The sequence below is a fragment of the Acidothermus cellulolyticus 11B genome (assembly GCF_000015025.1).
In the GTDB taxonomy this organism is placed as follows: Bacteria; Actinomycetota; Actinomycetes; order Acidothermales; family Acidothermaceae; genus Acidothermus; species Acidothermus cellulolyticus.
In genome coordinates this window covers 704825-719275 of sequence record NC_008578.1, presented here as the reverse complement: position 1 = coordinate 719275, position 14451 = coordinate 704825, and the positions used below count along the sequence as shown (strand labels likewise).

Here is a 14451-nt window from a genome sequence, read left to right as displayed (position 1 = left end):
AGAGCTGACCGACCGCACGCTTCGGACGGGGTGCGCAGGGTCTGCGGCAGCGTCAGGATGAGTCGCCGCGATCGTCGGTGCCGCGCTGCGGCCGTTGGAGCCGGGCAGCCCACCGCTGCGCGGCGCGAAGCTGCTCCGGCGTGTCGCAATCGAGCACGACGAAACGCCAGTCGGCGCCGGCCCGCCGGCGCTCCCCCGGATCGGCCGCTCCCAGCCCGATCGGCACGGGCGGACCATTCCCGTCGCCAGGGTCGCCCGGCGCCACCAATCGGACGACGCTCAGCTTCGCCACCACCTCCCGGATCGGGCGGTTCCGCCAATCGGCATCGCCCAGGCGCTCGAGCAACACGTGCGCCCGGTACGCGGCAATCAACGGTTGGGGCACACCGTCCGGGTCGCGGAGCATCGCTGCGTCCACGGAAGGATCGCCGCGCACGGTCTCGATGAGCCGCGGCACCGCGACCCCGGCGAACGGCACGTCGACGGCAAGGACGACGACCACTCGATCGACACTCGGCCCGCGGTCACGAGCCAGCCATCGAAGACCGTGGGCCAACCCAGCCGCCGGCCCGCCGAACGGCGGCTCCTCTGCCGTCCATGACACGGTGGGTCCAACCCGAAGCGGCCGAGGCGCACCCACGACAACGACGCGATCCGCAGTCTGGACGGCGTCGAGCGCGCGCGCGAGCAAGCGACGGCCGCCGACGACCGCCATCGCCTTGTCGCGGCCGAGTCGGCTGCTCCGGCCACCGGCGAGAACGATCGCGTCGTACCCAGGCATCCCTCGTCACCGTACGCCCGCGCCCGATGCGCGGGAGCCCATGCCGGTCGTTCCGCGACTCCCCGAGCCCGAGCCATCCCCGAGCCCCCAATGCGCGGGAGCGCATGCCGGGCTGGGCCACGACGCATACCACCGGCCGCCGGACCGTCGCACCGGTGGCGGCTCACCGGTGCGTACGGTAAGGACGTGCGCCTCGTCATCGCCCAATGCCGGGTGAACTACCGCGGCCGGCTCACCGCGCATTTGCCGTCCGCCCGGCGGCTCATTCTCGTCAAAGCCGACGGTTCGGTCTCCATTCACGCCGATGACCGCGCGTACAAACCGCTGAATTGGATGAGCCCGCCGTGCACGATTGAAGAGGCGCCGGGTGTGTGGCGGGTGCGCAACCCCGCCGGCGAACAGTTGGACATCGAAGTTGAGGAGATTTTTCACGACTCCCACCATGACCTCGGTCCGGACCCCGGACTGACAAAAGACGGCGTCGAAGCACACCTCCAGCAACTGCTCGCCGAACATCCGGAAGCGCTCGAACCGGGTCTTACGGTGGTGCAGCGGGAATTCCCGACCGCCATCGGTCCGGTTGACCTGCTCTGCCGGGACGCCGCCGGTCAGACGGTCGCCGTCGAAGTGAAACGGCGCGGGGAAATCGAGGGTGTGGAGCAGTTGACCCGATACCTGACCCTGCTGAACCGGGATCCCCGACTGGCTCCGGTGCGGGGAATTCTCGCCGCCCAGAGCATCCGGCCGCAGGCCCGCACGTTGGCTGGCGACCGGGGAATTTCGTGTATCACCGTCGATTACGACGTGCTGCGCGGACTGGACGATCCGAGCAGCCGGCTGTTTTAGCCGACGGCGTTTGAGGCTTGCCGCGCTTGAAACCGGCTGTTTTAATCAGCTGTTGCAGCCCGCAGTTCGGCGCCGAGCGGAAGACAGCAACCGTCACCGATGGAACAAACGTCACCGATAGAAATAGAGGTCTGCGATATCGGTGGCGGTCAAGGCACGCAGCCACACCGCGACCTCGTCGAGCCCGCCGGCAAAAGCGTAATTCGTCTGCGCGGCCGGCGGGTTCGGTCCGAGCCAGTTCACTGCCCAGCCTGCCAGATTGCCGCAACCGGCCCGCCAGTATGACGTCGTCGTCTCGGTCTCGGATTCCGTGTTCGGATTGGTCGCAACCGGCTGTCCGTCCACATAGAGGGTCATGCCGCTGGTCGCATTCATCGTGGCGGCGGCCATGTGCCAATTTCCGTCGTTATAGCTGGACGGCGAGGAAATGGCGACCGCCTGCCCGATGCTCGTCCGCCACACCCCGAACCACACATGCCCCGCACCGTCCATGTACAACATCCGGTCGTATCTGCCCCCGGTATTGCTGTTCGACAGCCCGGTCCGCGACGATTCCAGGCCGAGCAGCTTTCCGCCGTTCGCGTACCCGGGGGCCGTTCTGAACCAAACGACGAGGGTGTACGCCGCCGGCCCGGGCGCGGCCAGGCCGTCTCCGTTCTGCGCGGTGAAGATGCAGCTGGGATTGTTCGTCGAGGTGACACCCGCGCTCAACGCGGCGAGATTCGGTGTCTGGTCGGGCAATGCCCCGGTGATCTGCGCGGTCCACGAATTCGGCCGGGAATACACGCCGGGCCGGCCGTTTCCTGACGAATCCGCCGCCGGCGGATTGCGTCCGGTAATGGGGTCGTCCAATTTCCAGTACAGCCACGGTCCGAGCGCGTTCACCTCCGAGGTGTAGTTGTAGACACCGGCGGTCCAGGTATTCGTGGTGACCTGAGTCGCGGCGGAGAACGCGGCCTGGCTCGTCGGCGCAACGAGGGCAACGAGTCCGACCGCGACCGCGGCGACCCGGGCCGCGAACCGTCGTACCGGCGAGACCCGCCGGGCTGCACCGGCCGGTGCTGCGACGCTGCGGACCACGCGGCGATGCGCGGGTCGCCGATGCCGGCCGACGTAACGGCCTCCCGTCGGCCGCCCGATGTCGGTTCGGCGCAGCGGGTGGCCGGGCCACGGAATTTCGACTGCAAGAACCGCCATGTCCACGACGCCTGTTCCGCCGTCGCCAGGCACTTGGGTATATTCCGCCGGGACGCCCGGGGCGGTCGTCACCGGCGCATAATCCGGCGCGGCGGACTGCCGGCTCCGATCCGAACCGCCGGATTGACCACCGCCGGCCGGTCCGCCGTCCGTCCCGTCGCCACCGTCGTCTGTGCCGTCGCCGCCGTCCATGCCGTCGCCGGTACCACCCTCCCCGGCACCGGCGTCGTCAGCATGGACGTCGTCCTCGTCACGGTCCCGGGCGACGAGAAATCCCGCAAGCGCCAGGCTCGCCGCGACTCCACCCAACGGAAGCCAATCGCGATGGTTTGCCCAGACGACAGGCAGCCCAAGCCAACGGACGAGGAGCCGCCCCATGCCGCGGACATTGCCCGGCGCGAGCGGAGCCGAATCCGGAGTGGGATTCGCGTCACCTTTGGTGACCAGCGTTCCATCGGGATTCTTGCCGATAACACGATGCGTGACAATTTCGTGGCGACCCGGGTCGTAAAACACCGTGACCCGGCCGACAAGTTTGTTGACATCGTGCACCGGAGCGGCGAGCACAACGTCACCAACATGAATCCGCGGCTCCATCGAGCCTGTCTGCACGACGTAAGGCCGCCAGCCGAAAATCAGCGGCGCGACGGTGATGACCAGACAGCCGCCGAGGAACCAGAGCCATGCACGGCCGAGAAAGCCGCCGACGAGACGAGCCGTTGAGCCGGCAGCGATGGGCCCGTCGCCGCGGATCGCGACGTCCTGCGCCATCGCCGTCCTCCTCACTCTCTTACCGACGAGCCGGTTCCGGCGCGTCAGCTCGTCGGCGCATGTACGGTGTCAGCCGGCCGGCATGCCCGCGCTGCCTCGCGCCACGGGGATTCGCAGCCCGGCGGCTTGACGCCGCAGGAAAAACGCGGCCGGGTTGTGGCGCGGGAATGGCCCGTCACATCCCCAGTGCGGAAAACCTTCGGAGCCCTCGTCGTACCGAACCGGCATCCGATTCGACTCACGTCGGCGCCGCGCCCGCCAAGAATCCGTGCCTGGTAAAGGTGTGGGCTCCCGGTCCCATTCGGGACCGGGAGCCGGCGCGTGTGACAGCGTTACTGGATTTCCCATGTGAAGGCTGCGGTCGCGGACTTGCCTTGCAGCAAGTTGTCGTTGGCGTTGCTGCCCGTGGTCTGGAAGGTCCACGTCACCCGGTACGCCTCCAGCACGGTTCCGGCCGCAATGCTCACTCCGGTGCTGGCTCCGGCGTACGTCGTCGGGAACGACGTCAGGGCGACATTAGTTGCGATGTTCGTCACACCGGTTGTGGGGAAGCCGGTGCAGTTCGCCTGCACGTCACTTGTCACCGATGCCGCGTCAACGGTGAGAAGAATTTGACTTCCGAGGGACGGCGTTGAATCGGTCAGTGAGCTCAGGTACATCTTCAGCGTGCCGCTGAGATTACCGGTGCTCTTCACCGTGAGGCATGTCGTCGCCGTATCTCCCGGACGGATGGGGTTGCCGCCGAAGACGGCCGTGGTCGTCGCTGAATACGTCGACCCACCGCCGTTGTTGGCAAGGACCAGCTGCCCCGCCTGCCACACGTTGTTGGTGGCATTCGTGCTGGCGGAGAAGGCAGCGTAGCTGCCCTGCCAGACAAGCAGGCCGGCGGCGAGCAAACCGACGGCCGGAGCAATGGCACGGGCCAGACGACGACGCCGAAGCGCTGCATTTGTCATACCAGTTCTCCTCGCGTGCTGCGGTCGGAGGTTCCGACGCCACCGGTCATCGGAGCGCGGCCGGAAAAAGTTGAGAGCCTGCCGGCTCATTCCGTCCGATCAGCGACGGAAATATGGACAGACGGACAGGAAGCGTATCTACCAAATGGAGTATCGCAGTCCGACGCATTGGCTAATGGACGACAAGAAATGCCATAGCCCCGATAATTTTCACGAGGCTGGCGATCCTCCGCCGAAACTTAACAATTATTGCAGTATGTAACGACCTACCGTAAACCCGACATACTTCGCAAACGACTAAAGACCTGGACGGCGGCCTGAACCCGCACCGGGCTCGGCGGCTCGATCCCGAAACATTCCTCGTCCAGCGTGCCCAATGCCGCAAGGACCTCGGGTGCATCCGCGATCGCCGGTCCCAACCGCGCCACCACCTCGCGCGGGGTGCAATCGGCGCTGCCGCCGACGGCCTCAGCGAAGTCCCGATACGCCCGGAGCACCGGACCGCCGCCGACGTACCCGTCACTCCTCTCGGACGGGACCGACACGTCAGGAGCCGGGGCGCCAATCCGGCGGGCGCGCCCGCGAAGCCGCCGGGCAACCGCCCAGACCGCCAACAGGCCGAGCAACGCGCCAGCCAGCAAGAGGTTCCACGCGAACCGGCCGGCACCCGCCGCGGATGGGCGGCGCGGCGGCTGGACGGTCGGCTGCCCCGCGGGGCTGGGCGTCGCAGTCGCCGCTCCGCCGGCGGTAAGGGATGGCGCAGCACTCTCGGCCGGGGGTGCCTCGGCCTTGTGCGCCGGTCCGCCGGCGGTGAGGGATGGCCCCGACGACACGCCGGGAGGAGCAGCCCCCAGCGCGGACGGCGGGGTCGGATCGTCATTCACCCAGCCCACCCCGGGATACCAGACCTGGACCCACGCGTGCGCATCACTCGCCCGGAATATCCGCCGCCCATCCTGGACCTCCCCGAACGCCACGCCGGTCACGAGCCGCGCCGGGACGCCGACCGCGCGCAGCAACACCACCTCGGCGGTGGCGAATTGCTCGCAGAATCCCTCGTGCGTGCGGAACAGGAACGCCGCCACCGGGTCACCGCTCGGAGAGGCCGGCGGATCCAGCCGGTACCGCTCGTGGCTCTGCAGGTACGTCCGGACGGCGTCCACCGTCGCCGCCCGCGTCGGACGGGCCAAGGTCGCCGCAAGTGCGGCCACCTGCGGCGAGAGGGTCGCCGGCAGCGCGGTCCACTTGGCTGCGACCCCGGGGGCGGCCCGGGCAACCCCGGTGACCGGCCCCGCAGTGACCACCGACGTGACGGCGTACTGTCCGGTCAACCCCTCGCGCGGCAGGGCATTGCCGTCGCCGTCGGCCACCAGGGTTCCGGGTCCGGCGTAACCGACCGCCTCCCCCGGCGTCAGCAGGACGCCGACCGGTGGGCCGAGCAGATCGACGGTGTCGGTGCGCCGCGGGCCGTCCGGCACCGCCGGGGCAGCCGGTGGCTGGCTGGTGGGTCTGGACGCCGTCCAGGCGCCCGCGGCGTCGCCGCTTACCGACCAGCGCCGGCCGTCGAAGGCGTCGTAGACCATCCCCCGCCAGTACACCGGCGCATCGGCGGGGACAGCGGCAAGCGGGACCGGCGGCAATGCGCCCCGGACGGCCAGATCGAGGCCGCCGGTGCCGAGCAGGGCGGCGGCATGCGCGCCGATGCCCGCCGAGGTGCCGTCGGCAGCGCCGCCTGGGCCCGGTGATGGGGGGACCGACGCGGCGGGAGTGCCGCCGGCCGGGTGGCCGGACAGCCGAAGGTGGAGGCTATCCGGGGTGCCGAGGACGATGACCGCCGCGACAAGACCTACCCGCACTCCCACCGAGGCGAGACGTCGCGCCGGTACCGCGGCAAGGCCCGCGACCAGGCATCCCAGGACGCCGGCGACGGCCAGTCCCCCGACAGAAGGTGACCGGGACGCGGCCTGCAGCGCGACCGCCAGCGCGATCGGCGTCCCGAAGAACAGGTCCCGTGGGACGCCGGCGGAGCTGACCTGGGCGACCTGGGTCAGGATGAGCAGGCCGCTGACCGTCGTACCGGTCCACCCGCCCGGGAGCGGACGGGCGGCTGCCATCAGCTCCACAGCCAGCGCAGCGGCGGCCGCAAGGCTCGCCAGCAGGCCGAGCACGCGGCGTCCCCGCCACAAGCCGACAGCGGCAACGACAATGCCAGCGGCGCCAGCGGGATACGCCACCCATCCCGTCGTCCACCAGCCGGCGAGGTCAGCGACGACACCTGCCGCTGCGAACGCGGCGATGGTCCGGCTGCCCTCGGCCAGCCGGCCGCGCCCGGCCGTCCCACCGCCCTGGGCCGGCCGGCGCGGACTGAGCCGCACGGGCCGGCTCACCTCGGCCGGCCGGCTCTGGATTACGGCCACCGGTCGACCTCCACCCGATCGGTGACGACCCCCAGACGCTGATCGGGCGCGGCGACGAGCACGAGCCGACCGCCGGCCCCAAGGTGACCGGCCACGTGCCCAAAGCCGTCGACGACGACGGCCGTGGCGGGAACCGACTGCTCGTCGATATCGGCGAGCAGGTCCAGCCACTCGACAAGCCGGACCGGGTGATGCACGCCGCGCGGTTCGGCGACACAGAGCCGCCCACCGGCGGCCAACACGCCGGCACCCTCGCCAGCGAGGCGGACCAGCGCCTGTTCGAACGCTGCCCCGGCAAACGGAACAATGACCGTCCCCCAGACGGCTTCGCCGGCACCATCGCGCGCCAGGACCAACGGCCGTCCGGTCCGCATGGTCGAACGCCAGTGGACGTCGCGAACCGGGTCGCCGGGCCGCCACTCCCGGACCCAACCAGCGGCGTCCACGCCGCCGGCGGAGACCGATTCGCCCGCCGACACCGGAGGGTGGCACCGGAGATCACCCGGGAGCGGCACGCGGCGGGTGCGGACCAGCAACCCGAAGGGTCCCGCCAAGCGGATGTCGATCGCGCCCAGCGGCGCAATCCCGCGGCGCAACACCGAGCGAGGGACGGCGAGCACTGCGGTTTCACCGGGTGCGATCCGCTCGATGGTGGTCGCCAGCCCGGAGAGAAGGGCGCCGGATCGACCCGCCACACGATGGGTGACGCCGACCTGACGCACCGGCAACCGTCCTCGATTGTGGACGCGGAGGGTAACGGGCACGACTGCGCCGACGGCGACCCGCTCGGGAAGCTCAAGGCTCACCGCAAGGCGATTGATGCCGACGACGTCTCGCATGGAGAGCAGGAGGACGGCGGTGAGCACGGCTCCGACGACCCGCGGCCAGAGCCAGTGCTCGGCGCCGGCCCAGCCGAAGGCGGCCGCCGCGGTGAGCCCGCAGGTCGCGAAACCCGGGCCGGCGGCGAGCCGGCTCGCCGGGCGGCCGTTCGCCCGTCCGGTCGAGGCGCTCATCCCGGCAGCGGCACGCGGACGTCGGCCAGCACCTGGTGGACGACGTCCGCCCCGGGGTTCCGGCCCTGCTCCGCACTCCGCGCACCGGCGGCGAGCACCAGCCGGTGCCCGAGGACCGTCGGGGCGAGCACCTTCACGTCGTCCGGGATGACGTAATTCCGCCCGGCCAGCAATGCCCGCGCCTGCGCGCAGCGCAGCAAGGAGAGGCCGGCCCGGGAACTCGCCCCCACGGCGACCGACGGGTGCCGGCGGGTGCCGGCCAGGATGGCCAGGGCGAAATCCAGGACCGGGTCGGCGATGAACGTGCGGCGCACCTCGAGCTGAAGCCAGCGGAGCTCCTCCGGGGTGAGCACGGGTTTCAGATCACCGACGGTGGGGCGGACCAACTGGTCACGCATGACCCGGCGTTCCGTCGCGAGGTCGTTGAAGCCCAGGCCGAGACAGACGGCGAACCGGTCAAGCTGGCTCTCCGGCAGCGGGAATGTGCCGTACTGATCGATGGGGTTCTGGGTGGCGACGACGAAGAACGGATCCGGCAATTCGTGCCGGACACCGTCCACGGTGACGGCGCGCTCGTCCATCGCCTCCAGCAGCGCGGACTGCGCCCGGGGCGTGGCGCGGTTCAATTCGTCGACGAGCAGCACGTTGGTGAAGACCGGGCCCGGCACGAAGCGGAATTCCTGATGGGCGGGATCCCAGAGCGACGAACCGGTGATGTCGGAGGGAAGCAGGTCGGCTGTTCCCTGCACGCGGCGGAATTTTCCGCCGAGCGAGCGGGCGAAGGCGTGCGCCAGGGTGGTTTTGCCGCTGCCGGGGATGTCTTGGATCAGCACGTGTCCGCCGGAGAGGAGTCCGATCGCGACGATCTCGACGGCGGCTCGGCGACCCCGGACCACGTTCTCGACGTTGGCGACGAGTTTGGCCGCCATGCCGCTGGCCAGGAGGCGTGACTCCAGCGCGTAGCCGTCCGGGAAGGCGTCATCGGCAAGGACGTCTCGGCCCACACCGGTGTCGAACGTCATGCGCCACCGCCTCCCTGCGCCGGAGCCCGACGTTGGTCGGGCACCCGGGTCGAAGCCCTCCATGGCTCCGTCGTCCTCTTCGGCGGGGACGCCGCCAAGCTGAGCCGGAAAGGCCGCCGGCTCGCATGCGCACGCCGGAGCAGGCCTTAAGACGACGCCGGCTGATCCGCCGTCCCGTCGCGGTTCGCGGGGTAGGTGTAAAAGCCGCGGCCGGATTTGCGGCCGAGCAGGCCCGCAGCAACCATGCGACGGAGAATCTCCGGTGGAGCGAATTTCGGGTCCCGTGTCGCCTGATAAATCGCTTCCGCTGCGTGGGCAATCACGTCGAGTCCGGTGAGGTCCAGGGTGGCAAGCGGGCCCATGGCGTGACCGAAGCCAAGCCGACAGGCGGTGTCAATATCCTCCGGTGTCGCGATGCCGCTCTCCACCAATCGAAGCGCTTCATTGACGAAAGCGACGAGCAACCGGGACGTGACGAAACCCGCGACGTCCCGATTCACGACAATGCACGTTTTGCCGAGCGATTCCGCGAAACGCCGGGCCCGCGCAACGGTGTCGTCGTCAGTCTGCAGACCGCGGACAATTTCGCACAACTGCATGACCGGCACCGGGGAGAAGAAATGCATGCCGACAACCCGCTGCGGACCGGACACCCCCGAGGCGATATGGGTAATCGGGATCGCGGTGGTATTCGATGCCAACAGAACGTTGGGCCGCACGATAGCCGCAAGTTCCGCGAACACCACGCGTTTGACGTCGAGCTCTTCGTACACCGCCTCGACGACGACGTCACTGTCCGCCAGGTCGGCCAACCGCCGGGTCGTTGTTATCCTCGCCTTCGCCGCTTCAACATCGGAGGTGCTCAGTTTTCCCTTCCGGGCCAGGCGGTGCAGCGACTCGTCGATAGTCGTCAACGCTCGGTGCAACGCCGATTCCTCGATGTCGTGCAGGCGGACCGCGTACCCGGCGACTGCGGCGACTTGCGCGATTCCCGATCCCATGAGCCCGGAACCGACGACGCCGACGGTGCGAATGTCCTGCTCCTCGGTCATGACGATCCCGCTCCCTTCGGTGCACCCTCCCCGGCGCACGGGGCACATTCCGGTGCGCCGGACGTCGACCCGGCTCCCTGCTGGGTACGGCCGCCGTCGTCGAGGTCCGCGGCCGGTCGGCGTTCCACGCAAGCGCCCAGCCCGCGAAGCTGGGTCACGAAATCCGCGTACCCCCGGTCGATGTGATGGACGTCGTACACCGTCGTCACACCGTCGGCGGCCAAACCGGCCAGCACAAGCGCCGCGCCGGCACGAATATCGGTCGCTTCAACGGGAGCGCCGGAGAGCCGCGGACGTCCGCGGACGACGGCGTGGTGCCCATCGGTCCGGATGTCCGCACCGAGCCGGACCAGCTCTTGAATGAAGCGAAACCGTCCCTCGAAGACGTTTTCCGTCACCATGGCGACGCCGTCCGCCACGGCGTTCATGGCAATGACCATCGGCAGAAAATCGGTCGCGAATCCGGGATACGGCAGGGTGACGACGTCCACCGCCCGGGGCCGCCCGTACATGGCGACATGAAATTCGCCGTCACCGACGGCAATCTCCGCACCGCAGGAACCGAGCCGGTCGAGCACGATTTCCAAGTGCTCCGGCCGGCAGCGGGTCACGGTCACCGCGCCGCCGGTCATCACGGCACCGAATGCAAAAGTCCCCGCGACGATGCGATCGGGGACGGTGGCATGTGTGACCGGTGACAGGGTGTCGACTCCGTGCACCACAAGGGTCGAGGTTCCGGCGCCCTCGATTTTGGCGCCCATCTCCTGCAGCATTGTCGCGAGGTCCACGATTTCCGGTTCCCTGGCGGCGTTGTCGATGACGGTGGTGCCCTGCGCGAGGACCGCTGCCATCAGAAGGTTCTCCGTCGCGCCGACACTCGGGAAGTCCAGCCAGACCGTCGCCCCGGAAAGGCCGTGCGGAGCCCGGGCGACCAGGTAGCCATGTTCACTAGTGACCTCCGCGCCGAGCCGGCAGAGCCCCGCGATATGCAGGTCCAGCCCGCGCGACCCAATGTTGTCGCCCCCGGGCAGGGCGACTTTCGTTTCCCCGCAGCGGACGAGCAGCGGGCCGAGGACACAGATGGACGCCCGGAGCCGGCGGACCAGGTCGTAGTCGGCTTCGTGGCGAACGGTGTCCGGCACGTCGACGACGAGCTCGCCGCCCGCCGGTTCGACGTCGCAGCCCAGACGCCGCAGCAACGCCGCCATGATCTGCACGTCGAGGATGTCGGGCACATTGCGCAGCACCGTGCGTCCCGGCGCGAGCAGCGCGGCAGCCATCAACTTCAACACGCTGTTTTTCGCACCGGTGACGGCCACCCGCCCGGCGAGCCGGCTGGGGCGCACCTGGATGCAGTCACGGGTCATGCCGACACCTTGGTTCATCGCCGCATGCTATCGACGCCCTGTCACGGCGACGATTCTCCCCGACCGCCGCGCACCCGAACGGCCCGCCGGTCCCAGCCACCCGCCGGTACGCTCAACGCGTGGCCGTGCACCTCACCCGCATCTACACCCGTACCGGCGACGACGGCACGACGGCGCTGGCGGCCGGTGGACGGGTCGCCAAGACCGACCCCCGGCTCTCCGCATTTGGCTCCTGCGACGAGGCGAACACCGTGATTGGGGTGGCGCTGGCGCTCGGCGGCATTCCGGCCGATGTCGGGGCCCTCCTTCGCGACATCCAGAACGACTTGTTCGACGTCGGGGCCGACCTGGCGACACCCGTGGACCCCGATCCTCGGCGGCCGGCCCTACGCATCGTTGACGCCGATATCGCGCGGCTGGAAGCCGCGATCGACCGATACAACGAGGAGCTGCCCCAGCTGGCGAGCTTCGTGCTGCCCGGCGGTACGCCGGCCGCGGCGCTGTTGCATCAGGCACGCGCGGTGGTCCGCCGGGCCGAGCGAGAGACCTGGGCGGCGATCGCCGCATACGGCGACGCGGTAAGCCGGCTCCCGGCGCAGTACCTGAACCGGTTATCCGATCTCCTCTTCGTGCTCGCCCGCTACCTCAACGTCCGCCTCGGATACGGCGACATTCTCTGGCAGCCGGCTGGTTCCCGGCGGAAGTAGCGCGCCGGAGACGTCGGGGGGAACGGACTCGAGCCAGGTGAGAAACCCGGTCCAGGCGACGCCGGAGAACGCCATGTCGAGGTCCACCCAGCCGCCGGCCAGGGTGTGCGCCCGGCAGCGGGCGACCGTTGCCGCGCCAGGCAGCACGTGCCGGACGCCGGCGGCAGCCGGCCTCCGCTCAAGAACGGCGGTACCGCGGCGAACGAAGACCGCCGCCGGGCCGGGTGCCAGGCTCAGCAGTCGGTACCACCGCACCGACGTCCGCCCGTAGCGAAGCACTCCCAGCTGCCAGGGCGAGTGGCCCCCGGCGGGGCGCATCGCGCAGAGCACCCCGGAGCTGTTTCGGCGCAGCCACGCTTGACGGGCCAACACGGCGAGAACCAGGGCTGCGCAGATCACGACGGCGCAGGCGGCGAGGATGCCGGCGATGTCCAGAGCGTCGATGAGCATCGCCGGCTCTCGATCAGACTGGTTGTCCGGCCGCCGCCAGCCGGGCTCGGGCGCGCGCCGCGGCTGACTCATCGCCGGCGGCCTCCGCGCGCTCGAGGGCAGCCTGCGCCCGGCCGACGTCGATGTCGCCGGAGAGCTCGGCGACTTCGGTGAGAATTGTCACCTCATCCCGTGCGACGTAAAGAAATCCGCCATGGACCGCGGCGACAATCCCGTCACCCGCGTCGTGCCCCGTGATGCGAACAGTGAAGCCTTCCGCAAGGACGCCGAGGAGCGGCACGTGTCCCGGCAAGATGCCGAGTTCGCCGTCCAGCGTGCGGGCGAGCACGAAGCCCGCCGTCCCCGACCAGAGCCGGCGTTCTGCGGAAACGAGGTCAACGTGGAGCGGCACGGGATCCTCAGCTTCGCTCGGCCAGTCGCTTCGCCTTGGCCTGGACGTCGTCCAAGCCGCCGCACATGAAGAATGCCTGCTCGGGAAGGTGGTCAAGCTCGCCTTCGCAGAGCCGGCGGAACGCATCGATGGTCTCGTCGAGCGGTACGAACGACCCGGGCTGGCCGGTGAACGCCTCGGCGACGAACATGTTCTGCGACAGGAACCGTTCGATCCGGCGGGCCCGGCCGACGATAACCTTGTCTTCCTCGCTCAGCTCATCGATGCCCAGAATGGCAATGATGTCCTGCAAATCCTTGTACCGCTGGAGAATCTGCTTGACCTGGTTCGCCACCCGGAAATGTTCCTCGCCGATGAACTGTGGGTCGAGGATGCGGGAGGTAGAGTCCAGCGGATCGACGGCCGGGTAAATGCCCTTCTCGGAAATCGGCCGGGAAAGAACGGTCGTCGCGTCCAGGTGGGTAAAGGTCGTGTGCGGCGCCGGGTCGGTGATGTCGTCCGCCGGCACGTAAATCGCCTGCACCGACGTAATGGAGTGACCGCGGGTCGACGTGATCCGTTCCTGCAAGGCGCCCATCTCGTCGGCGAGCGTGGGCTGGTACCCCACCGCCGACGGCATCCGGCCGAGCAGGGTGGAGACCTCCGACCCGGCCTGCACGAACCGGAAAATGTTGTCGATGAAGAGCAGGACGTCCTGCCTCTTGACGTCACGGAAATATTCCGCCATCGTCAGCGCGGCGAGACCGACCCGCAACCGGCAGCCGGGCGGTTCGTCCATCTGCCCGAAGACAAGCACGGTGTCGTTGATGACGCCGGATTCGGTCATCTCCAAGAACAAGTCGTTGCCCTCACGGGTCCGCTCCCCCACGCCGGCGAATACGGACACCCCACCGAAGTTCTTGGCCACCCGGTGAATCATCTCCTGGATGAGGACAGTCTTTCCCACGCCCGCACCGCCGAACAGCCCGATTTTCCCACCGCGGACGTATGGGGTGAGCAGGTCGATGACCTTGATACCGGTCTCGAGCATTTCCGTCTTCGCTTCGAGCTGGTCGAAAGCCGGCGCCGGACGGTGGATCGGCCACCGCTCGGTCACCTCGATGCGCGGGACGTCCAGTGTCTGGCCCAGGACGTTGAAAACGTGACCCTTCGTGACGTCCCCGACCGGCACACTGATCGGCGCCCCGGTGTCCCGCACCAGCGCGCCCCGCACCAGGCCGTCGGTCGGCTGAAGGGAAATCGCCCGCACCATGTTGTCGCCGATGTGCTGGGCGACTTCGAGGGTGAGGGTCCGCTTCGTCTCCCCTTCGACCTGCTCGCTCGCGGTGGCGAAATCGACGTCGACCGTCAGGGCGTTGTAAATTTCCGGCAGTTCGTCGGCGGCGAATTCGACGTCCACCACCGGGCCGATGACCCGGGCTACCCGGCCGACGCCGCCGGTCGTGGCCTGCGATTGGGTGTTGTCGATGGTTGCCGTCATA

The 14451-nt window shown here is 69.1% G+C and carries 13 protein-coding genes; 2 read left to right on the top strand and 11 right to left on the bottom strand.

Annotated features, from left to right (window positions below; all coding sequences use genetic code 11):
- Window positions 1–52 precede the first annotated feature (52 nt).
- The gene (gene mobA / locus ACEL_RS11405) at window positions 53–781 is read right to left on the bottom strand and encodes a molybdenum cofactor guanylyltransferase (RefSeq protein WP_011719501.1); all 729 of its coding nucleotides are present in this window, start codon (window positions 779–781) and stop codon (window positions 53–55) included.
- 186 nt (window positions 782–967) lie between these two features.
- Here mobA and nucS point away from each other — a divergent pair, with 186 nt between their 5' ends.
- Window positions 968–1627: an endonuclease NucS gene (nucS, locus tag ACEL_RS03420; protein ID WP_041834918.1), complete on the top strand. Its 660-nt coding sequence runs from the start codon at window positions 968–970 to the stop codon at window positions 1625–1627.
- A gap of 111 nt (window positions 1628–1738) precedes the next feature.
- On the opposite strand, the gene ACEL_RS03415 is transcribed toward nucS, so the two are convergent.
- The 7 genes from ACEL_RS03415 to murA form a co-directional block, all read right to left on the bottom strand.
- A complete protein-coding gene (locus tag ACEL_RS03415; protein WP_011719499.1) occupies window positions 1739–3595 on the bottom strand; it encodes a signal peptidase I in 1857 nt (618 codons plus the stop codon).
- A gap of 332 nt (window positions 3596–3927) precedes the next feature.
- Window positions 3928–4551 carry a hypothetical protein gene (locus tag ACEL_RS03410; RefSeq protein WP_011719498.1) on the bottom strand — a complete coding sequence of 208 codons (624 nt, stop codon included), beginning with the start codon at window positions 4549–4551 and terminating at the stop codon, window positions 3928–3930.
- A gap of 266 nt (window positions 4552–4817) precedes the next feature.
- A complete protein-coding gene (locus tag ACEL_RS03405) occupies window positions 4818–6968 on the bottom strand; it encodes a transglutaminase TgpA family protein (protein WP_041834917.1) in 2151 nt (716 codons plus the stop codon).
- Window positions 6959–7981: a DUF58 domain-containing protein gene (locus tag ACEL_RS03400; protein WP_011719496.1), complete on the bottom strand. Its 1023-nt coding sequence runs from the start codon at window positions 7979–7981 to the stop codon at window positions 6959–6961. Before ACEL_RS03400 ends, ACEL_RS03405 begins: the two co-directional genes overlap by 10 nt.
- Window positions 7978–9003, bottom strand: coding sequence for an AAA family ATPase (locus ACEL_RS03395; protein ID WP_011719495.1), 1026 nt, complete (start codon window positions 9001–9003; stop codon window positions 7978–7980). Before ACEL_RS03395 ends, ACEL_RS03400 begins: the two co-directional genes overlap by 4 nt.
- A gap of 146 nt (window positions 9004–9149) precedes the next feature.
- Window positions 9150–10055 (bottom strand): 3-hydroxyacyl-CoA dehydrogenase family protein, encoded by a 906-nt coding sequence (locus ACEL_RS03390; protein WP_011719494.1) that lies wholly within the window; start codon window positions 10053–10055, stop codon window positions 9150–9152.
- On the bottom strand, window positions 10052–11422 hold the full coding sequence (gene murA, locus ACEL_RS03385) for a UDP-N-acetylglucosamine 1-carboxyvinyltransferase (RefSeq protein WP_011719493.1): 1371 nt from the start codon (window positions 11420–11422) through the stop codon (window positions 10052–10054). The genes ACEL_RS03390 and murA overlap by 4 nt, the downstream gene beginning before the upstream one ends.
- Window positions 11423–11541: 119 nt before the next feature.
- On the opposite strand from murA, the gene ACEL_RS03380 reads away from it, so the two are divergent.
- Complete coding sequence (locus tag ACEL_RS03380; protein WP_011719492.1) at window positions 11542–12129, top strand: cob(I)yrinic acid a,c-diamide adenosyltransferase; 588 nt, start codon at window positions 11542–11544, stop codon at window positions 12127–12129.
- On the opposite strand, the gene ACEL_RS11400 is transcribed toward ACEL_RS03380, so the two are convergent.
- The 3 genes from ACEL_RS11400 to atpD are packed head-to-tail and all read right to left on the bottom strand — an operon-like array spanning window position 12034 to window position 14450.
- Window positions 12034–12579 carry a DUF2550 domain-containing protein gene (locus ACEL_RS11400; protein WP_011719491.1) on the bottom strand — a complete coding sequence of 182 codons (546 nt, stop codon included), beginning with the start codon at window positions 12577–12579 and terminating at the stop codon, window positions 12034–12036. The genes ACEL_RS03380 and ACEL_RS11400 overlap by 96 nt on opposite strands.
- A gap of 13 nt (window positions 12580–12592) precedes the next feature.
- Complete coding sequence (locus ACEL_RS03365) at window positions 12593–12970, bottom strand: F0F1 ATP synthase subunit epsilon (protein ID WP_011719490.1); 378 nt, start codon at window positions 12968–12970, stop codon at window positions 12593–12595.
- Window positions 12971–12977: 7 nt separating this feature from the next.
- Window positions 12978–14450 carry a F0F1 ATP synthase subunit beta gene (gene atpD / locus ACEL_RS03360; RefSeq protein ID WP_011719489.1) on the bottom strand — a complete coding sequence of 491 codons (1473 nt, stop codon included), beginning with the start codon at window positions 14448–14450 and terminating at the stop codon, window positions 12978–12980.
- Between the last annotated feature and the right edge of the window lies 1 nt (window position 14451).